The organism is Mitsuaria chitosanitabida ATCC BAA-476 = NBRC 102408 (assembly GCF_001598255.1).
Lineage (GTDB): Bacteria > Pseudomonadota > Gammaproteobacteria > Burkholderiales > Burkholderiaceae_C > Roseateles > Roseateles chitosanitabidus.
In genome coordinates, this window is the sequence record NZ_BCYP01000039.1 from 54060 (window position 1) to 73495 (window position 19436).

The following is a 19436-nucleotide window of genomic DNA, read 5'->3' on the forward strand; positions in this document are numbered from 1 at the left end:
CGCCCGCGACCGAGCGCCCGGGCGGCCCCTCCTCAGGGCATGCCCGTCACGATCGCATCCTTGGGCACGCTGATCCTGTACGTCGCCTGGAAGCGCTGCGTCTCGTTGGGCGCCAGCGGCAGCTCCCACATCTGGATGCCGCGACGATCGCGCCAGTCCGCCTGCGTCACCGGAGGCGCGTACTGCGCCTGCACGCGGATGTCCTCGTGCTGCGGCACCGGAGCGGCGGTCAGCACCTGCAGCGTCACGGGCCGACCGCGCAGGTTTTCCACCTGCCACTGGCGCGTCAGCACCACCTCGCGGCGCGCACCGATGAAGCCGGTGTCCGCGCCCTCGCGCTTGTCCGGCTCGACCCGCACGCGGATGCGCTCGTCCAGCCCGAACGGCACGGTCCAGGTCGACTCGCTTCCGAAACGCAGCAGCACCTCGCCGATCAGCGCGCCATCTCGGAACAACTGCAGCGGGCCGGCCGGCCACGAACCCTGCGGTCGTGGCAGCTCGGCGAGCAGATAGGCGGCGGCATCGGTCGCGGGTTGCACCCGGACCAGCACGCGCGAGGTCGCCGCCGTCCGCCCCAGGTCCACCGTCGACATCGCCCCGTTGGCGCGCAGCGTCACGCGCTGCGGCAAGTCGTACTCGGTGCCGAACTCGCCTTCGAAGACGCTGGGGTCGAAACGCACCTGTCCGACGGCGGAGCCGGTGATCTGGACCGAACTCAGATCCGGCGCGGCCGGAGCCGCCGCCGCCACCGGCGCGGCGTCGTCGAGGAACGTACGGGAGCGAGCGGACGGCTGGTGCAGCCACATCGTCCAGGGCTGCAAGGGCGCAAGCTCCTTCGCCTGCCGCGGTCGGACCGTCGACAGCTTGAGCTTCACCTCGTTCCAGTCCTCGCCACTGGTCTGCGCGATCTGGGCCAGGCGCTCAAGCACCAAGCCGCCGGTCGCCGTGTCCAGACGGGCTCGGTACTGCGGCTGCCAGCCGGCGCTCGAGAGGCGGTAGCTCAGCCCGATGTCGGCTGCTTGAGCGGTCGACAGACGCAGCGTCGCCACGGACACCTGCGTCGACGCGGTCGGCGCGGCGGCTTTCGCGGCGGTCAGTTCGTGGCCGAGGTCGGTCAGTCGCTCCTGCAACACCTGCTTTCGTGAGGTCAGATCCTGCGCGTTGCGGCGCAGCGCCTCCAGACTGGCGGCCAACGCCGGACCCGGCCGGGCCTCGCGGTCCGAGAGCCCCTTGAGATAGCCGAGCGAGACGTCGACGCCGGCGATCTCGGCCTCGACCGCGGCACGCTGCTGCTCGATCTCGCGCACGCGCGGATCGCGCTGGCGGCACTCGGGCAGAGAGTCGCGGGCGACGCGCTCGATCTTGAGCTCGCCAAGGTTCACGCCCGTGGGTGCCTGCACTTGCAGCGCGTCGCGCTCCAAGGCCGCCGGCAGGCAGGCGAAACGCGCCTGCGTCGCGCCAGCCGGCACGCGCAAGCTGCGGTCCACCTGCGCGCCGCCGGGATACAGCAGCACCTGAGTGATCGAGGACGACTGCGCCGTCTGCGCCGTCTGCGCGAAGGCGGCGGGCGACGCGACGCAGGCGGCGGCGATGGCAGCGGCCAGCCCCCTCCGGGACATGCGATGACCCTGGGTCGGGCCCGGCTTCGGGACACGTCGTTGCATTGGATTTCCTCCCTGTGGCCGGCGACGGTAGCACGGTGCTGGCACACTTCCGGCTGCCCAAGAATCCCTGATCAACCCGCCGTTCCCCATGTCCGACGCCACTTCCCCGATCCCGCCCGTCCACGCCTCGCGCCGCAAGGCGCTGGTGCTGTTCTCCGGCGGCCAGGACTCCACCGCCTGCCTGGCCTGGGCGCTGGACCGCTTCGCCGAGGTCGAGACCCTGGGCTTCGACTACGGCCAGCGCCACCGCGTCGAGCTGGACTGCCGCAAGACCGTGCGCGCCGAGATCGCCGCCCGGTTCCCGCACTGGGCGCCCAAGCTGGGCGAGGACCACCTGCTCGACCTCAGCCTGCTGGGCCAGATCTCCGACACCGCGCTCACCCAGGAGCGCGCCATCGAGCTCCAGGCCAACGGCCTGCCCAACACCTTCGTGCCCGGCCGCAACCTGCTCTTCCTGACCTTCGCCGCGACCCTGGCCTACCGCCGCGGCGCGTCGGTGCTGGTGGGCGGCATGTGCGAGACCGATTTCTCCGGCTATCCCGACTGCCGCGACAACACGCTCAAGGCGCTGCAGGTGGCCCTGTCGCTCGGCCTGGACGCGCCGATGACGCTGGACACGCCGCTGATGTTCCTGACCAAGGCCCAGACCTGGTCGCTCACCGAGACCCTGGGCGGCGAGGCGCTCAACGACCTGATCGTCGAGCACACCCACACCTGCTACCTGGGCGAGCGCAGCACCCGCCACGACTGGGGCTGGGGCTGCGGCCACTGCCCGGCCTGCGAGCTGCGCGCCAAGGGCTGGCGCGAGTTCCAGCAGGCCAAGGCCGCGGGCCTGTCGCTGGGGACGTGATGCACTGGAACTGGTGGCTGTGGGGCCTGGGCGCGGTGCTGCTGTTCTGGTGCATCGGCGCCTACAACCGCGTCATGCTGCTGCGCGGCGACATCGCCAAGGCCTTCGCGCAATTCGACGACGCGCTGACGCGCCGCTTCACGCAGGCCGATCTGCTGCTGGAGAAGCTGCGCGAGCGCCTGCCCAGCGAGCAGGCCAGCCTGGACGCGCTGGCCGCCGCGCAGGCCGAGGCCAAGGCCGCCGCGCAGGCGGTGCGGTCGCGTCCGCATGCGGCCGATCCGGTGGCGCAGCTGGCGGTGGCCGCCGCGGTGCACGGCGCGGCGCTGACGCGGCTGGTGTCGCTGGTCGAGCATCACGCCGAGCTCAGCGCCGACCCGGACCTGGGCGGCGCGGTCGACGAGCTCAAGCTGATCGAGCGCCAGCGCGCGTTCTCGCGCCAGGTCTTCAACCAGGCCGTGACGGCCTACAACGAGGCGGTGCGCCAGTTCCCGACGCGGGTGCTGATGAGCTTCGTCGGCTTCGGCGAGGCGCGCAGCCTCTGAGCACGCGCCGGGCCCGCGACGGCATCCCGCCGTCGCCTCGGCCCTCGGGCCCTCCCGCGGTTCCGGACTTCAGCCCTTCTTGCGGATCAGCGAGAGGAACTCCGCCCGCAACGTCGGATCCTTCAGGAAGGAGCCGCGCATCACGCTGTTGATCATGGTGGAGTCCATGTCCTTCACGCCGCGCCAGTGCATGCAGAAGTGGTCCGCGTCCATCACGATGGCCAGGCCGTCGGGGTTCACGCGGGACTCCAGCTCGTTGGCCAGCATGACGACGGCCTCCTCCTGGATCTGCGGGCGGCTCATGATCCATTCGGTCAGGCGCGCGTACTTGGACAGGCCGATCAGATTCGAGTGCTCGCTGGGCAGCAGGCCGATCCAGACCTTGCCGATGATCGGGCAGAGGTGGTGCGAGCAGGCGCTGCGCACGGTGATCGGGCCGACGATCATGAGCTCGTTCAGGCGCTCGGCATTCGGGAACTCGGTCACCGCCGGGGCCGCGGCGTAGCGGCCCGCGAAGACCTCGCGCACGAACATCTTGGCCACGCGCTTGGCGGTCTCCTGCGTGTTGTGGTCGCTGACGGTGTCGATCACCAGGGCCTGCAGCACTTCCTGCATCTTGGCCTGGACCTCGTCCTGCAGCTGCTGGAGCTCGCCGTCCTCGATGAAGCCGGCGATGTTGTCGTTGGCGTGATGGCGGCGTCCGGCCTGGACCAGGCGATAGCGGATGCGGTCGGAGGCCGGCAGCGCCGCCAGGTCCTCGGGGCTCAGGATGGGAGTGCCTGTCATGAAGTGCGTGTCCGGCGCGCCGTCGCGGCCGCCGGCATCGGGTCGTCGTGAAGGAAGGCCGCGATTGTCCCCGCTTCCGGATGCCGTAGCGAAAGCAAGGCCGTCCCGGGCGATCCCCGCCGTCCGGCGGGCGGCCCGCGTCCGCGTCGGCCCGGTCGTCGGGCGGGCCAGGCGGCTTCGGCGGACGAGCCCCTTAAACTCCGCCGGTGTCTTCCGTACCGACTTCCTCCCCGCCGCTGCACCGCCTGCTGGCCCAGTGCGCCGATGCCGTCCAGGCCGTGCGTGACGGCCACTCGCTGACCGACTGGCTGTCCCGCTGCCCCGCCGAGTTGCGCCCCGGCGCGCAGGCGCTGAGCTTCACCGTGCTGCGCCGCCTGGGCGCGGCGCAGGCCGTGCGCGCCAAGCTCGCCCCCAAGAATCCCCCGCCCCGCGTGGACGCGCTGCTGGTCACCGCGATCGCGCTGCTGTGGCCCGGCGAGACCGCCTACGCCGAGCACACCCTGGTCGACCAGACCGTGCACGCGGTGCGCCAGCGCGCCGCCAACAGCGCGGGCTTCGTGAACGCGGTGCTGCGCCGCTTCCTGCGCGAGCGCGACGCGCTGGTCGCCCAGGTCGAGGCCGATCCGGTCGCCCGCTACAACCATCCCCGCTGGTGGCAGGAACGGCTCTCCGCTGACTGGCCGGCGCAGTGGCAGGGCCTGCTCGACGCCAACCAGCAGCGTCCGCCGATGACGCTGCGCGTCAATCCCGCCCATGGCGACGCCGCGGCCTACCTGGCCCGGCTGGCCGAGGCCGGCATCGCGGCCCGCCCCGCCGGCGACCTGTTCCCGCAGGCCCTGGTGCTGGACGAGCCCCGCCCGGTCCAGGCCCTGCCCGGTTTCGACGCGGGCCATGCCTCGGTGCAGGACGCCTCCGCCCAGTTGGCCGCGCCGCTGCTGCTGGGCCAGCGTCGCCCGCAAGACCTGGCCCCGGGCGAGGACTGGGCGGTGCTGGGCGCCGGCGCCCGCGTGCTGGACGCCTGCGCGGCCCCGGGCGGCAAGACCGCGCATCTGCAGGAACTGGGCGGCAACGCCCTGGATCTGCTGGCGCTGGATGCCGACGCCAAGCGCCTGGAGCGCGTCAGCCAGAACCTGGGCCGGCTCTCGCTCGAGGGCTCGGTGCGCGCCGCCGACGCCCGCGACACCGCCGCCTGGTGGGACGGCCGCCCGTTCGACGCCATCCTGCTGGACGCTCCATGCAGCGCCTCGGGCATCGTGCGCCGCCACCCCGATGTGCGATGGCTGCGCCGCCCGGGCGATATCCCGTCGCTGGCGAAGATCCAGGCGGAGCTGCTGGACGCGCTGTGGCCGCTGCTCAAGCCGGGCGGCCGGCTGCTGTACGCGACCTGCTCCGTCTTCAAGGCCGAGGGCCAGGACCAGATCGACGCGTTTTTGCAACGTCACGGCGATGCGCGTTCACGAGAGTTCACCCGGGGCGCCGGCCATCTGCTGCCTCTGGCCGACAATGCCGCGCAGGAGGACGCGCCGCGGGGCGCGCCGGCCGTCACCGACGGCTTCTATTACGCCCTGCTGCAGAAATCGCCGTCCTCCGCCCCTCTGTAATCCCCGACTCGACCCCGCGTGAGCCGTTCCGTCCGTCCCGATTCGCTGCGTGCCTGGTGGCGGCGCCTGACCCTTGTCGGTGCGCTGCTGCTCCTGCACGGCTGGGCGCTGGGGCAAGGCGTGGCGCTGCAGCTGCTCAACGCCGAGCGGGTCGAGGACGGCCTGGCGCTGAGCTTCAGCACCCGCTTCGAGCTGCCCAAGGCGGCCGAGGACGCGCTGCTCAAGGGCGTGGCGATCTACTTCGTCGCCGATGTCCAGGTCTTGCGCAGCCGCTGGTACTGGCGCGACGCGCGCATCTCGCAGACCAGCCGCACCTGGCGCCTGACCTGGCAACCCCTGACCCGCCAGTACCGCGTCAGCACCGGCGGCCTGCACCAGAGCTTCGACACGCTGGGCGAGGCCATCGCCTCGCTGCGCGGCGTCTCGGGCTGGCGCGTGGCCGACGCCAAGGACATCGAGGACGCGGGCCGCTACTACCTGGAGTTCAGCTACAAGCTCGACACCACCCAGCTCCCCCGCCCGATGCAGATCGGCCTGGGCGGCAGCCAGGGATGGACGCTGTCCGCGGACCACACGCTGACGCTGAACCTCGAGGCGCCCGCCACGCCTCCACCCAACAAGCCGCAGCCCTGAGCGCGGCCCCGTGCTGAACACCAAGGACCCTGACCAGTGACCAAGTCGGCACGCCTGGCGTGGTTGATCTCCGTGGCCGCGATCGCGGGCGCCAGCGGCATGCTGGCCTTCCTGCTCTCGATCAGCACCACGGCCCAGCGCGGCTTCCTGGAACGCCACTACCTCTGGCTGTTCTGGGTCAACGTCGCGGTCGCGACCGCGCTGATCATCGTCATCGGCGTGGCTGGCACCCGACTCGCGCTGCGCGTCAAGCGCGGGCGCTTCGGCTCCAAGTTGCTGCTCAAGCTGGCCGGCATCTTCGCCTTCGTCGGCGTGGTGCCCGGGCTGCTGATCTACACGGTCAGCTACCAGTTCGTGAACCGCAGCATCGAGAGCCTCTTCGACCAGCGCCTGGCCAGCGCGCTCGAGGCCGGCCTGGCGCTGGGCCAGGACACGCTGGAGAACCTGCGCAGCGAGCTCGTGACCCGCACCCGCGCCGCGGCCGAGCGCTGGGAGGACGGCGCCCTCGCACCCCTGGCGCTGGAGCGGCTGCGCGACCAGATGGGCGCGCGCACGGTGGCGCTGGTGGGCAACAACGGCCAGGTGCTGCTGTCGGCCGGCGGCGAGTCCAGCGAGCTCCCGCAGCGGCCCGCCGCCGCGCTGCTGTCGCAGGCGCGCGCCAACGGCGTCGCCTCGCGCCTGGAGGGCCTGGAGGACGAGCAGCAGGCGGTGCTGGGCGAGGCCCGCATCCGCGCGCTGGCGCTGCTCCCCAGCAGCGCGCTGCAGCTGACCAACAGCGACCGCTACCTGATGGTGGTCAAGCAGATCTCCGGCAAGGTGGTCAGCAACGCGCTGAACGTGTCGACCGCCAACCAGGAATACCTGCAGCGCTCGCTGCTGCGCGACGGCCTGCGGCGCATGTACCTGGGCACGCTGACGCTGGTGCTCATCCTGGCGGTCTTCGCGGCGCTGCTGCTCGCGGTGGCGCTGTCCAACCAGCTCGTGCAGCCGCTGCTGCTGCTGGCCGAGGGCATGCGGGAAGTCGCCACCGGCGACCTGAAGGCCAAGCCCGTGTTCCGCTCGCGCGACGAGCTCGGCGGCCTGACGCGCTCCTTCGCCGACATGACGCAGCAGCTGGCCGACGCGCGGGCGCAGGTCGAGCTCAGCGTCACGCAGCTCGAGAGCGCGCGCACCCATGTGCAGACCATCCTGGACAACCTGACCGCCGGCGTCATCGTGTTCGACCGCGAGCGCCGCATCGAGACGGTCAACCCCGGCGCGACCCGCATCCTGAAGCTGCCGCTGTCGGCCTACGTCGGGCGACAGCTCGACGACCTGCCCGCGCTGGCCGTCTTCTCCCGCGACATCTGGCAGCGCTTCGAGCTGCAGACCCCCGAGTCCGGCGAGCGCGAGCACTGGCAGGATTCCTTCGAGCTGCAGCTCGACGAGAAGACCGCGCTGACGCTGCTGGTGCGCGGCGCGACGCTGCCGCTGGACGCGCGGCTGCTGGTCTTCGACGACATCAGCGAAGTGGTCTCGGCGCAGCGCTCGGCGGCCTGGAGCGAGGTGGCCCGCCGCCTGGCCCACGAGATCAAGAACCCGCTCACGCCGATCCAGCTCTCGGCCGAGCGGCTGCAGTTCAAGCTGGAGGCCAAGCTCGAGGGCGCGGACCAGGCGATGCTGGTGCGCGCCGTGGGCACCATCGTGAACCAGGTGCAGGCGATGAAGCAGCTGGTCAACGAGTTCCGCGACTACGCGCGGCTGCCGGCGGCCAAGCTGGCGGCGCTCGACCTGAACGAGCTGGTGGCGGAAGTGCTGACGCTCTATGCGCCGGCGCAGGAGGCCGGTCAGCTGGTGGCGGACCTGGCGGCGGAGCCCCCGCCCATCCTGGGCGACGCGCCGCAGCTGCGTCAGGTCATCCACAACCTGGTGCAGAACGCGCTGGACGCGGTGAGCGAACGCCCGGACGGGCGCGTCACGGTCCGCACCCAGAAGGCGGTGAACGAGGCGGGCGAGCTGCGCGGGTTGCGGCTGGTCATCACCGACAACGGCCACGGCTTCGCGGAGAACGTGCTCAAGCGCGCCTTCGAGCCATACGTCACGACCAAGACCAAGGGAACCGGGCTGGGGCTCGCGGTGGTGAAGAAAATCGCCGACGAGCACGGTGCCCGGATCCGGATCGTGAATCTGCACCCCGGGAGCGACAGCGAACAGCCGCCGAGCGGCGCGCAAGTTTCGTTATCATTTTCAAAACTCGCGACTGCACCGAGCCCTGCGCAGGACGCGCCTCGGCCCGCGTGAACAGTAGGCATACATGGCAACCATTCTTGTTGTTGACGACGAACTGGGCATCCGTGCCCTCTTGTCTGAAATCCTCTCGGACGAGGGGCACACGATCGAGCTGGCGAAGAACGCGCAGGAAGCGCGCGCCAGCCGCGAGCGCAGCCGGCCCGACCTGGTCCTGCTGGACATCTGGATGCCGGACGTGGACGGTGTGACGCTGCTCAAGGAGTGGGGCAGCACCGGCCAGCTCACGATGCCCGTCATCATGATGAGCGGCCACGGCACGATCGACACCGCCGTCGAGGCGACCAAGTTCGGCGCGATGGCCTTCCTCGAGAAGCCCATCACCCTGCAGAAGCTGCTGCGCGCGGTGGAGCAGGCGCTGGTGAAGACGACGCCCCGGCCGGCCCCGGCGGCCCCACCGGTGCTCGGCGTTCCGGCCAGCTATCCGCGCCCCGAGGCGCTGCCCCCCGCGGCGCCCGGCGTGCTGCCGATGGCCTCGGCGGGCCTGGCGCCCGTCACGCCGCTTCCCCATCAGCAGGGCCTGGCCTCGGAGCAGGTGTTCGAGCTGGACCGCCCGCTGCGCGAGGCGCGTGACGCCTTCGAGAAGAGCTACTTCGAGTTCCACCTGGCCAAGGAGAACGGCTCCATGACCCGCGTGGCGGAGAAGACGGGGCTGGAACGCACCCATCTGTACCGGAAGCTGAAGCAGCTCGGCGTCGATCTTTCGCGAAACAAGCGCGGGACCGGAATTTAGTGTTATAGTCGCGGTCTTCGCTGCTCAACAACGCGTCGCAAGACTCGGAACAGCGGAGACAGAGACCCAGTCTCACGGCCAAGTAGCTCAGTTGGTAGAGCAGCGGATTGAAAATCCGCGTGTCGGTGGTTCGATTCCGCCCTTGGCCACCAGATTCAAGAAAGCCCGGCTCTGCCGGGCTTTCTGCTTTGTGGGCGCCGCTCGCCGGGATGGCCGGGCGCTCCGACGGGCAAGACCCCGCCAGCGATCACTTCGTGATGATGTCCCGATGCATCGGCGCCAGCAGCGCCAGCAGCTTGTTCTGCACGGTGAAGGGAACCTGCTGTTCGTCCATGGCAGCTTGCAGGTCCTCGACCAGCGCATTGAAGTCGGCCTTGGTCAGCGCCAGCTGCGCATGCGAGTTCCTCATCGTCTCGCCGTCATAGACGCACGGGCCACCGCTGAGCTGGCAGAACTGCTTGCGGATCGATTCCTTCAACGCCGCTTGCTTGACGCCGTCGAACTTGGCCTTGATGCGGTCATCCAGGTAGGCGCGATCGATCAGGCCGTCAACGATGCGGGCGATGCCAGCGTCGCCGCCCAGCGCCCGGAAGAGCGTGTCATCCGCGGCCCAGGACGCGGAGCCACTCCACAGCGCCAGGGTCACGAGCGCGGCCCGTAGCGGCAGCCCCAGCGAAGGGCCAGCTTGAACGATGCGTGTCATCTGCGACCTCCCCGATCAATAGGCCAACTGGATCGAGCCGTACACCCCGCGCTGCCGCCGCGGCTGGATGCCCGGCACGATGCGGCCCAGATCCACATAGGCCGCCGTCAGCGAGAGATGCTTGTTCGGCGCCCAGGCGACGAACACGTCCTTCCAGTCGTCCTCACGCAGCGCGTCGCCCAGGATGGACGGATTCAGCTTGTCGGGCTTGGCGCGGTACTCCACCCCCACGGCCCACTGCTTGTTGATCAGGTAGGCCACCGAGACCTCGGGCAGCAGCGAGTAGCTCTTGCTCGCCGTCCCGCCAAAGCCCAGCAGGCCGTTCTGGTTCGCGCGGCTGCCGCGCAGCGTCACGTTCACCAGCGTGCTCTGCGCCAGGAAGATCTTGGTGGCGCTCACGTAGACGTCGACACCATTGCGTCTGGCGCCCAGCGCCGTCAGCGTCGGATCGAGGCCTCCCGCATCCAGATGCTTGTACTCGACGCCCAGCGCGATCTGCGGCATCCAGGTGTCGGCGTCCAGCACCGCATCCCCTATCAGCCGGACCTTCGCGCCGAGGATGGTCTGCTTCAGGCGCAGCCCCGGCAGGCCCAGCGCCGCCCCTGTCGACGAGGCGGAGAAATCCTGCTTCGCCAGCGACAGCTCGGCGCGGTCACCGAAGGCCACCGCGGCGCCGTAGCCGGTGAGGCTGTAGTCCTGCACCGGCAGGCGCGTGAAGTACGCGGTGGCGCCGACCTGACCGTTGGTCGCGTAGCTGCCGGTCAGCGCCCAGGGCGACAGACCGCCGCCGGCGGCGCCGTCGATGCTGCTCACGCCGCCCGTCAGGAGCAGCTTGCCCTGGGCCTGCGCCGCGCAGGCCAGCGGAACGGCGAGCAGCATCGGAATGAGGGATCGAAGCAGGAGCTGTTTCATGGCGGAAGACAGAGCGGCATCGATGGGGGCATCGCCAGACTTCAGCGACGGACTGAAGCGGGGCCGGGGATCACCAGGCGCCGGTGTTGGGCATCGAGATCCAGGGCTCGGCCGGCGGCAGCGCCGGGCCGTCCTGCAGGAGCTCGACCGAGATGTTGTCGGGCGAACGCACGAAGGCCATGCGGCCGTCGCGCGGCGGGCGATTGATCAGCACGCCATGGTCCATCAGACGCTGGCAGGCCGCGTAGATGTCCGGCACGGCGTAGGCCACGTGGCCGAAGTTGCGACCACCGGCATAGGCCTCGGGGTCCCAGTTGTAGGTCAGCTCGATCTGCGCGTCCTCATCGCCTGGCGCGGCCAGGTAGATCAGCGTGAAGCGACCCGCCTCGTGCTCGCTGCGGCGGACTTCCACCAGGCCCAGCGCGTCGCGGTAGAACTTCAGGGAGGCGTCGACGTCGGTCACGCGGACCATGGTGTGCAAATACTTCATGAGCGCTCGGCGGATGGCGGAGTGAAACAAATGGATGCCGCATTGTGGCCAAGACCGGCCTCGCGCGCACCACCCGGGGCCTTGTGCGATCCGCGATCCTCCGGGCAAGACCCGGCCCCTGGGGCGGGGCCGATCCGAGGAACGTCCGTCGCGCCCGCCAGAAAGGACAAAGGCCCGCATGAGCGGGCCTGGTTCAACGAGCGAGAGCGAAGCTCAGGTCGCCTGCGGCGCGGCGCCTTCGCCGCCCTGGGCAGCCTGCGCCAGACGCTGCGTCAGCTCCTTGCGGAAGCGGTTGAGCTCCTGGACGCTGGCGAAGCTGCGCTCCATCAGCAGGCTCATGTTGTGCAGGATGCGCTCGACGACCTTGTTCTCCCAGACGCTGTCGAACTGGATCTGCTTGTCCAGCCAGGTCTCCAGCCATTCGGGATCGGGCAGGCGGCTCTGGATGGTGTCGCGCGGGAACAGCTTGGCGTTCACGTGCAGGTTGGTCGGGTGCAGCGCCTGGGCGGTGCGACGCGCGCTGGCCATCAGCACGCCGACCTTGGCGAACGCGGCGCGGGCCTCGTCACCGAACTTGGTCATCGCGCGCTTCATGTAGCGCAGATAGGCGCCGCCGTGGCGGGCTTCGTCGCGCGACAGGGTTTCGTAGATGGCCTTGATGACCGGCTCGGTATGCCATTCGGCGGCACGGCGGTACCAGTGGTTCAGACGGATCTCGCCGCAGAAGTGCAGCATCAGCGTCTCCAGCGCGGGCGCCGGGTCGAACTCGAAGCGGACCTCGTGCAGCTCGGCTTCGGTCGGCACCATGTCCGGACGGAAGCGGCGCAGGTATTCCATCAGGACCAGCGAATGCTTCTGCTCCTCGAAGAACCAGACGCTCATGAAGGCCGAGAAGTCGCTGTCGTCCTTGTTGTCGCGCAGGAACATCTCGGTGGCGGGCAACGCCGACCACTCGGTGATCGCGTTCATCTTGATCGTGCGCGCCTGGTCGTCCGTCAGCATGGAAGCGTCGAACTTGTCCCACGGAATATCCGTGTCCATGTTCCAGCGCACAGCCTCGAGCTGCTTGAAGAGTTCGGGGTAAAGCATCGTCAGCGTCCTGTTAAGCGCGGCGGATTCTACCGGTCGCACCATGACAATCCCTTACGGCCCTGATCCCGTGGGGCGATCTGGCCTAATGCCGCTTCCGCCGGATCTCATGCCAGCTTCGGTTGTTACGCAGTCGGCACGGGTCCGGATCACGTCGAATCAGGAGATCCCCATGTCCGCCACCCTCGGTGCCTTCGTCCGTCGTCTCGCCGGCGGCTCCGCCCTCGCCGCCGCCACGCTCGTCACGGTGCTCGCGTCGCTGCCGGCCTCGAGCGCGTACGCCGCGCCCGCCGCCGAAGCCTCCACCGCCCCCGCCGCCTGCCCGGAACTCCTCCAGCGGCAGATGCCGCGCCTGCAGGACGAAAAGCCCCAGGCGCTGTGCCAGTACGCCGGCAAGGTGGTGCTGGTGGTCAACACGGCCAGCTTCTGCGGCTACACGCCGCAGTACAAGGCACTGGAAGCCATCTCCGCGCGCTATGCGGACAAGGGTCTGGTGGTCCTCGGTTTTCCGTCCGGTGACTTCGGCAACCAGGAGTACGGCTCCAACAAGGAGATCGCCGAGTTCTGCGAGAACACCTTCAACGTGAAGTTCCCGATGTTCAGCAAGAGCAGCGTCGCCGCCGGCAAAACCGACCTGAACCCGCTGTTCGCCGACCTGGCCAAGCGCACCGGCCAGTCGCCCAAGTGGAACTTCCACAAGTACCTGATCTCCCGTGACGGGAAGCAGGTGATGAGCTTCGCGTCGGGCGTCTCGCCGGACAGCCAGCCGTTCACGCAGGCTCTGGAAAAGCTGCTGTCGCAGCAGTGAGATCGGCCGCCGCGGGCCCATGGAATCGACCCTCGATCCGCACGGGTCGGGCCTGCTGTCATCGGCCTGAAAACTGTCCCGGCTAGCCGGGACACCGGTGACAGTTGCTCACTTTTTCCTTCATCGACGGGATGACAGGGCCCGCGATGCGTTGCACCATGAAGCCCTGCTGAGCACGGCACCGCGATCACGACACGAGGAGACATCGATCGCGCCAGGTCCGCGCCGACACCGGGAACACCGGTTGCCACGACCGATGCAGGGACCCGTATCAGGGCTGGCTTTGACCGACCTTAAGAGGCCGGAAGACGAAGTCGGGGCTACGGGTTTGCACCGATCCTGGGATCGACCGGAGTACATTCAGCACACCATTTCAGCCGCAAGACCTGCTTCCTCGTGAAGCTGCAATCCCGAGGCCTTTCTCCTCCTCCTCCCTCCCTCCCTCGTTGGCCCGGGGCGTCTTGATGGCTTCTTTTCTTCTCAAGGGCTTCCGTCATCGCGGAAGCCCTTTTTTCATGGCCCTGCGCCACCGTCAGGCCCGTCTCAGGCCAGCCACCCCTTGCGGCGGAAATAGATGAAGGGCGCGGCCACCGAGGCCACCATCAGCCCGATGGCGAAGTAGTAGCCGTACTTCCAGTGCAACTCCGGCATCCCGTCGAAGTTCATGCCGTAAACGCTGGCGATCAGCGTGGGCGGTAGCAGCGCCACGCTGGCCACCGAGAAGATCTTGATGATCTTGTTCTGGTTGATGTTGATGAAGCCGACCGTGGCGTCCATCAGGAAGTTGATCTTGTCGAACAGGAAGGCCGTGTGCGAGTCCAACGAGTCGATGTCGCGCAGGATCTGGCGCGACTCCTCGAACTGCTCGGCGTTGAGCATGCGGCTGCGCATCATGAAGCTGACCGCGCGGCGCGTGTCCATCACGTTGCGCCGGATACGCCCGTTCAAGTCCTCCTCGCGCGCGATGGCCGCCAGCACCTCGCCGGCCTCGGTGTCGTTGACGTCCTTCTTCAGCACGCGCGCGCTGACCTTCTCCAGGTTGTCGTAGATGCCCTCGAGCACGTCGGCCGAGTACTCCGCGTCCGCGTCGTAGAGCTTGAGCAGCACGTCCTTCGCATCCTCGATCAGCGCGGGGATGCGGCGGGCCCGCAGGCGCAGCAGGCGAAAGACGGGCAGATCCTCGTTGTGGATCGAGAACAGCACGTTGCCATGGAGGATGAAGGCCACGCGCACGTTGCGCGGCGATTCCATGTCGTCGATCAGGAAGTCGGAGCGGATGTGCAGCTCGCCGTTGTCTTCCTCGTAGAAGCGGGCGGATTCCTCCAGGTCCTCGTCGACGATGTCCTCGGGGATCACCAGGCCGAAGCGCTCGCGGATCCAGTCCTTCTCCTCGGGCGTCGGGGATTCCAGGTCGACCCAGACCGGGGCCCGTTCGGCGCCGGCCACGGAGGCCAGATCGAGCGCGGTCGAGATCTCTTCCTGGACCATGCCGCCCTTGAGGCGGCCGTTATCCAGTGTGAACACATTCAGCATGCGGGTCCTTCGTCGGCGTGGGCTCGCCGGGGCGAACGCACACGCTCGAATGCGCGTTGACGGACCCTGGAGGCGGTGTGCGGGTCGCGACGCGGCGCGGAGTTGTCTGGGCAAGGACGGCCGGCGAGCGCGGCGGTCCGGGAGCAAGGGCTTTGAAGGTGGCCCGTCTCACTCCGGACAAGCGCCGCGGCGGCGCTGCAGATGGCCAGGAGCGCGGAACGCGAGGTTCGGCGCCGTCATCGGCCAGGAACGCTTAGGGAAGGCGGCGGATTGACGCTGGAGTGGACGGCCACCGAGGGTGGTCGCTGTCCAAGAGGGACTCCAGGAATCGGGATGCGGGATTATCACATCGCCCCGAGAACACCGGCAACCGGACCGGCCCCGCCGCGCAACATCCAGCATTCGAGCACGGACCCCGCCATGCTGCAAGGCGGGAATATTCGCCCCCAAACCTTGCTTTTGATCACTTGCCGGAGCCTGTTTTCGGGAGCAGACTGGACTCGTCCCTTCTCACCAGATCCTTCGGAACCCGCATGCCATCGGCCCTCGCGGCCCTTTCATCCTCAGACCCGCGCGACGCGACACGAGCCACGCCGCCGCCTTGAGCCTCGATTCCCGACGCCCCGCGCGTCACGTTGAAGCCCTCTCGTTCTTTCCGTTCCCCCTCCCCTCCACCCACTTTCCGAGCACACCCACCCCCAGACACCTCCGCTCTTTGCTCCGGCCCCCGCGGCCCCTCTCTTGTTTCCGACCAAGCCCTTGTGAAAGGAGGCTTTATGAACCTGACCATCAGCGGCCACCATCTCGAAGTGACTCAGGCTCTGCGCGAATACGTGCTGAACAAGCTCAGCCGGGTGATCCGCCACTTTGACCAGGTCGTGGACGTCAACGTCCTGCTGACCGTGGAGAAGCAGAAGGAGAAGGATCGACGTCAGCGCGCTGAAGTGACGCTGCACGTGAAGGGACGCGAAATCTTCTGCGAGCACTCGCATGAAGACCTCTACGCCGCGATCGACGAGCTGATGGACAAGCTGGATCGGCAAGTCTGCCGACACAAGGATCGGGTGCAGAACCACCATCACGCGTCCGCCAAGCGGCTGGACATGAACGCCGGCTGAGCCCGGCCCGTCCGATCCGACAGACGCGCGAAAGACCCTGGGGCTTTCCCCAGGTTCGCAGCAGAGGCGGCCCCCGAGGCCGCCTTTTTGTCGAGAATTGTTGCAATGCAGCAGCAACGGCGACGTTTTCACAGCTCCGTCGCATCCGTCACGCCCGTCAAGGCGACGTGATTCCTATAATCTCCGCCTTCAACCCCCGGATCTGCGCGCCGACCTGGTGCGCAGTGCTTCCCCAGCCCCGCCGATCCGTACCGATCGGCGCTCTGCCCGATGAACCGTCTCGCCGCCATCCTTCCCGCCAGCAACGTGCTGGTCGATGTGGACGCTTCCAGCAAAAAGCGGGTCTTCGAGCAGGCCGGGTTGCTCTTCGAGAACAACCACTCGATCTCCCGCGCCTCGGTCACCGACAACCTGTTCGCCCGCGAGCGACTGGGCTCGACCGGCCTGGGCCATGGCGTGGCGATCCCGCACGGCCGCATCAAGGGCCTGAAGAATCCGCTGGCCGCCGTGCTGCGCGTGCAGCAGCCCATCGGCTTCGACGCCCCGGACGACGAGCCCGTCACCCTGCTGATCTTCCTGCTGGTGCCCGAGGCCGCCACCCAGCGCCATCTCGAGATCCTGTCCGAGATCGCCGAGATGCTGTCCGACCGCGAGCTGCGCGAGCGGCTCAAGACCGAGTCGGAGGCCGCCACCGTGCATCGCCTGATCGCCGACTGGGAACCGATGAAATCGGTCGCCTGAGGCCCGCGCACTCTCTCTCCCCGACCGATTCGTGAAAGCCACCTCCATCAGCGCCGACCGGCTGTTCGAAGAACACCGCGAGGCCCTGCGTTGGGAGTGGATCGCCGGCCATGCGCACCCTGAGCGCCGCTTCGACGAAGCCGCGCTGCGCGACGCCCAGTCGGCCGCCGACCTGGTCGGCTACCTGAACTACATCCATCCCTACCGCGTCCAGATCGTGGGCCGGCGCGAGGTCGGCTATCTGAGCCAGGCCTCCGGCGACGTGCTGGACCGCCGCATCGCACGCATCGTCACGCTGGAGCCGCCGGTCATCATCGTGGCCGACGACCAGGTCCCGCCCGACCGTCTGGTCGCGATGTGCGACCGCGCCGAGATCCCGCTGTTCACGACCGCCGAGTCGGCCGGCCATGTCATCGACCTGGTGCGCGCCTACCTGGCCCACGTCTGCGCGAACCGCACGACGCGCCATGGCGTGTTCATGGACATCCTGGGCCTGGGCGTGCTGCTGACCGGCGAGTCCGGCCTGGGCAAGAGCGAACTGGGCCTGGAACTGATCAGCCGCGGCCATGGCCTGGTGGCGGACGACGCGGTCGATTTCTTCCGCATCGCGCAGGAGGCGATCGAGGGCCGCTGCCCCGAGCTCCTGATGAATCTGCTGGAAGTCCGCGGCATCGGCCTGCTGGACATCAAGGCGATCTTCGGGGAGACGGCGGTGCGCCGGAAGATGCGGCTCAAGCTGATCGTGCACCTGGTCCGCAAGGAGACCATGGAGCGCGACTTCGAGCGCCTGCCCTACGAGCCGCTCTACGAGGACGTGCTGGGCATGCCGGTGCGCAAGGTGGTGATCGCCGTGGACGCGGGCCGCAACCTCGCGGTGCTGGTCGAGGCGGCGGTGCGCAACACCATCCTGCAACTGCGCGGCATCGACACCTACCGCGAGTTCGTCGAGCGCCATCAGCGCGCCATCGAGCAAGGGCTCAACGACGCGGGCTGATCAGGGGCCGGAGCGCCTCAGCGCATGCCCGACTTGTTCGGGCAGTCCTTCTTCACGCAGTTCGCATACAGGGCCAGCGAGTGCTCCTGCAGCTGGAAGCCGCGCTCCTGCGCGATGGCGTGCTGGCGCTCCTCGATCTGCGGGTCGTAGAACTCCTCGACAAAGCCGCAGGTCAGGCAGACCAGGTGGTCGTGGTGATGGCCTTCGTTGAGTTCGAAGACCGCCTTGCCCGACTCGAAATGATTGCGCGAGAGCAGGCCGGCCTGCTCGAACTGCGTCAGCACGCGGTAGACCGTGGCCAGACCGATGTCGGCGCGTTCATCCAGCAAAGCTTTGTAAACGTCCTCGGCGGTCATGTGCCGCTGTTGGGCGGTCTGGAAGATCTCGAGGATCTTGATGCGGGGCAGCGTGGCCTTGAGCCCGCTGTTCTTGATTTCGTCTGACCGGTTCATGGGGATTGCGCCTGCGGAGAGCGTGGGTGCGTGCCGCTAGAATCCGCGGATCATAGCCCTTGCGCCTAGGCCCGGTTGCGCCATGTCATTGAATTCCCGTATCGCCCGCCTTGCCCGCCGGACGCCCGTCCGCGGCACGACCGCCGGCCTGATCATCGGTCTCCTGGCGCTGGGCGGTTGCTCGCAGATGCCCAAGTTCGACGCCCTCTCCGTGAGCGGTGACAAGGTGCTGGGTCTCGTGACCCCGTACCGCGTCGAGATCGTCCAGGGCAACGTCGTGACCAAGGAGCAGCTCGCCCAGGTCAAGCCGGGCATGACCCGCGCCCAGGTCCGCGAGGCGCTCGGCTCCCCGCTGCTGACCGACGTCTTCCACGAGGCGCGCTGGGACTACGTCTTCACGATCCGCCGCCAGGGCGCGGCCCCGCAGAACCGGCACATCCTGCTGAGCTTCGACGGCGACAAGCTGTCCAAGATCGACGCTCCCGATGACCTGCCGACCGAGAAGGAATTCATCGCCTCGATCAACACGCTCAAGCTCAAGGGCGCCGAGCCCAAGCTGGAGCTGACCGAGGCGGAACGCCAGGCGCTGCCGCCGCCCGCCAAGGTGGCGACCGCCGCCTCCGCGGCCGAGCCGATGGGCGCCACGCGCGACTACCCGCCGCTGGAAGCCCGTCGATGAGCCGCCTGCGCATCGCGATCACCGGCGCGTCCGGTCGCATGGGCCGCATGCTCATCGAGGCCGTGCTGGCCTCGGACGACCTGCAGCTGAGCGCCGCGCTCGACCGTGACGGCAGCCCCGCGCTCGGTCAGGACGCCGGCGCCTGCCTGGGCCAGACCACGGGCATCGCGATCACCAGCGACGTCCGCGCCGGACTCTCCCGGTCCGACGTACTGATCGACTTCACCCGCCCCGAAGGCACCCTGGCCCACCTGGCCCTGTGCGCGGAACTGGGCGTGAAGACGGTCATCGGCACCACCGGCTTCAGCCCGGACGAGAAGGCCAAGATCGGCGAGTACGCCCAGCGCGCCGCCGTCATGATGGCGCCCAACATGAGCGTCGGCGTCAACGTCGTGCTCAAGCTGCTGGAGCAGGCCTCCCAGGCGCTCTCGCACGGCTACGACATCGAGATCGTCGAGGCCCACCACCGTCACAAGGTCGACGCCCCCAGCGGCACCGCGCTGAAGATGGGCGAGGTCGTCGCCCAGGCGCTGGGCCGTGACCTGAAGACCTGCGCGGTCTACGGGCGCGAAGGCGTGACCGGCGAGCGCGACCCGTCCACGATCGGCTTCGCCACCGTGCGTGGCGGTGACGTCATCGGCGACCACACCGTGATGTACCTGGGCATCGGCGAGCGCATCGAGATCAGCCACAAGGCGTCCAGCCGCGCGACCTTCGCGCAGGGCAGCCTGCGCGCCGCCCGCTTCCTGGGCACCCGCGCGACCGGCCTGTTCGACATGAACGACGTGCTCGGCATCGCCTGAGCACGACCTCCGCGACCCG

Annotated in this window: 20 protein-coding genes and 1 tRNA gene; 13 read left to right on the forward strand and 8 right to left on the reverse strand. The window is 68.8% G+C overall.

Annotated elements, in window-relative coordinates; genetic code table 11:
- Window positions 1-32 precede the first annotated feature (32 nt).
- Window positions 33-1664 (reverse strand): DUF4139 domain-containing protein, encoded by a 1632-nt coding sequence (locus MCHT01_RS23235; RefSeq protein WP_067069419.1) that lies wholly within the window; start codon window positions 1662-1664, stop codon window positions 33-35.
- Window positions 1665-1752: 88 nt separating this feature from the next.
- Here MCHT01_RS23235 and queC point away from each other — a divergent pair, with 88 nt between their 5' ends.
- Both queC and MCHT01_RS23245 read left to right on the forward strand, forming a co-directional pair.
- Window positions 1753-2514 carry a 7-cyano-7-deazaguanine synthase QueC gene (queC, locus tag MCHT01_RS23240; RefSeq protein ID WP_067069422.1) on the forward strand — a complete coding sequence of 254 codons (762 nt, stop codon included), beginning with the start codon at window positions 1753-1755 and terminating at the stop codon, window positions 2512-2514.
- Window positions 2514-3056 carry a LemA family protein gene (locus MCHT01_RS23245; RefSeq protein ID WP_067069425.1) on the forward strand — a complete coding sequence of 181 codons (543 nt, stop codon included), beginning with the start codon at window positions 2514-2516 and terminating at the stop codon, window positions 3054-3056. The genes queC and MCHT01_RS23245 overlap by 1 nt, the downstream gene beginning before the upstream one ends.
- Window positions 3057-3125: 69 nt before the next feature.
- Here MCHT01_RS23245 and folE read toward each other — a convergent pair whose 3' ends face one another.
- The gene (folE, locus tag MCHT01_RS23250; RefSeq protein WP_067069428.1) at window positions 3126-3842 is read right to left on the reverse strand and encodes a GTP cyclohydrolase I; all 717 of its coding nucleotides are present in this window, start codon (window positions 3840-3842) and stop codon (window positions 3126-3128) included.
- Window positions 3843-4048: 206 nt separating this feature from the next.
- Here folE and rsmB point away from each other — a divergent pair, with 206 nt between their 5' ends.
- The 5 genes from rsmB (at window position 4049) to MCHT01_RS23275 (ending at window position 9247) form a co-directional block, all read left to right on the forward strand.
- The gene (gene rsmB / locus MCHT01_RS23255) at window positions 4049-5443 is read left to right on the forward strand and encodes a 16S rRNA (cytosine(967)-C(5))-methyltransferase RsmB (protein WP_067069430.1); all 1395 of its coding nucleotides are present in this window, start codon (window positions 4049-4051) and stop codon (window positions 5441-5443) included.
- 18 nt (window positions 5444-5461) lie between these two features.
- Window positions 5462-6076 carry a DUF4390 domain-containing protein gene (locus MCHT01_RS23260; RefSeq protein WP_067069433.1) on the forward strand — a complete coding sequence of 205 codons (615 nt, stop codon included), beginning with the start codon at window positions 5462-5464 and terminating at the stop codon, window positions 6074-6076.
- A 36-nt stretch (window positions 6077-6112) separates the two neighbouring features.
- Window positions 6113-8356, forward strand: coding sequence for a sensor histidine kinase (locus MCHT01_RS23265; protein ID WP_067069436.1), 2244 nt, complete (start codon window positions 6113-6115; stop codon window positions 8354-8356).
- Between the two features lie 13 nt (window positions 8357-8369).
- A complete protein-coding gene (locus MCHT01_RS23270; protein WP_067069439.1) occupies window positions 8370-9095 on the forward strand; it encodes a response regulator in 726 nt (241 codons plus the stop codon).
- Window positions 9096-9171: 76 nt separating this feature from the next.
- Window positions 9172-9247, forward strand: a tRNA-Phe gene (locus tag MCHT01_RS23275).
- A 95-nt stretch (window positions 9248-9342) separates the two neighbouring features.
- Here the strand turns inward: MCHT01_RS23275 and MCHT01_RS23280 are convergent.
- From MCHT01_RS23280 to MCHT01_RS23295, 4 genes are all read right to left on the reverse strand, one after another.
- Window positions 9343-9798 carry a group I truncated hemoglobin gene (locus MCHT01_RS23280; protein ID WP_067069440.1) on the reverse strand — a complete coding sequence of 152 codons (456 nt, stop codon included), beginning with the start codon at window positions 9796-9798 and terminating at the stop codon, window positions 9343-9345.
- A 15-nt stretch (window positions 9799-9813) separates the two neighbouring features.
- A complete protein-coding gene (locus tag MCHT01_RS23285) occupies window positions 9814-10677 on the reverse strand; it encodes a DUF3034 family protein (protein ID WP_067069442.1) in 864 nt (287 codons plus the stop codon).
- A gap of 103 nt (window positions 10678-10780) precedes the next feature.
- Window positions 10781-11200, reverse strand: coding sequence for a VOC family protein (locus MCHT01_RS23290; protein WP_067069444.1), 420 nt, complete (start codon window positions 11198-11200; stop codon window positions 10781-10783).
- A 213-nt stretch (window positions 11201-11413) separates the two neighbouring features.
- Window positions 11414-12289: a ferritin family protein gene (locus tag MCHT01_RS23295; protein WP_067069446.1), complete on the reverse strand. Its 876-nt coding sequence runs from the start codon at window positions 12287-12289 to the stop codon at window positions 11414-11416.
- A 172-nt stretch (window positions 12290-12461) separates the two neighbouring features.
- Here MCHT01_RS23295 and MCHT01_RS23300 point away from each other — a divergent pair, with 172 nt between their 5' ends.
- The gene (locus MCHT01_RS23300; RefSeq protein WP_067069452.1) at window positions 12462-13097 is read left to right on the forward strand and encodes a glutathione peroxidase; all 636 of its coding nucleotides are present in this window, start codon (window positions 12462-12464) and stop codon (window positions 13095-13097) included.
- A 543-nt stretch (window positions 13098-13640) separates the two neighbouring features.
- Here the strand turns inward: MCHT01_RS23300 and corA are convergent.
- On the reverse strand, window positions 13641-14630 hold the full coding sequence (gene corA / locus MCHT01_RS23305; RefSeq protein ID WP_067069454.1) for a magnesium/cobalt transporter CorA: 990 nt from the start codon (window positions 14628-14630) through the stop codon (window positions 13641-13643).
- A 776-nt stretch (window positions 14631-15406) separates the two neighbouring features.
- Between corA and hpf the strand changes: the two genes are divergently transcribed.
- The 3 genes from hpf (at window position 15407) to hprK (ending at window position 17483) form a co-directional block, all read left to right on the forward strand.
- Window positions 15407-15748 (forward strand): ribosome hibernation-promoting factor, HPF/YfiA family, encoded by a 342-nt coding sequence (hpf, locus tag MCHT01_RS23310; protein ID WP_067069457.1) that lies wholly within the window; start codon window positions 15407-15409, stop codon window positions 15746-15748.
- 270 nt (window positions 15749-16018) lie between these two features.
- A complete protein-coding gene (ptsN, locus tag MCHT01_RS23315; RefSeq protein ID WP_067069460.1) occupies window positions 16019-16489 on the forward strand; it encodes a PTS IIA-like nitrogen regulatory protein PtsN in 471 nt (156 codons plus the stop codon).
- A gap of 31 nt (window positions 16490-16520) precedes the next feature.
- On the forward strand, window positions 16521-17483 hold the full coding sequence (gene hprK, locus MCHT01_RS23320; protein ID WP_067069463.1) for an HPr(Ser) kinase/phosphatase: 963 nt from the start codon (window positions 16521-16523) through the stop codon (window positions 17481-17483).
- A gap of 17 nt (window positions 17484-17500) precedes the next feature.
- Here the strand turns inward: hprK and fur are convergent, their stop codons facing one another.
- Entirely contained in the window at window positions 17501-17935 is a 435-nt protein-coding gene (gene fur, locus MCHT01_RS23325; RefSeq protein WP_067069465.1) for a ferric iron uptake transcriptional regulator, read from the reverse strand.
- A gap of 82 nt (window positions 17936-18017) precedes the next feature.
- On the opposite strand from fur, the gene MCHT01_RS23330 reads away from it, so the two are divergent.
- Window positions 18018-18614 (forward strand): outer membrane protein assembly factor BamE, encoded by a 597-nt coding sequence (locus tag MCHT01_RS23330; RefSeq protein WP_084453275.1) that lies wholly within the window; start codon window positions 18018-18020, stop codon window positions 18612-18614.
- Window positions 18611-19417, forward strand: coding sequence for a 4-hydroxy-tetrahydrodipicolinate reductase (gene dapB / locus MCHT01_RS23335; RefSeq protein WP_067069468.1), 807 nt, complete (start codon window positions 18611-18613; stop codon window positions 19415-19417). Before MCHT01_RS23330 ends, dapB begins: the two co-directional genes overlap by 4 nt.
- The last annotated feature ends 19 nt before the right edge of the window (window positions 19418-19436 follow it).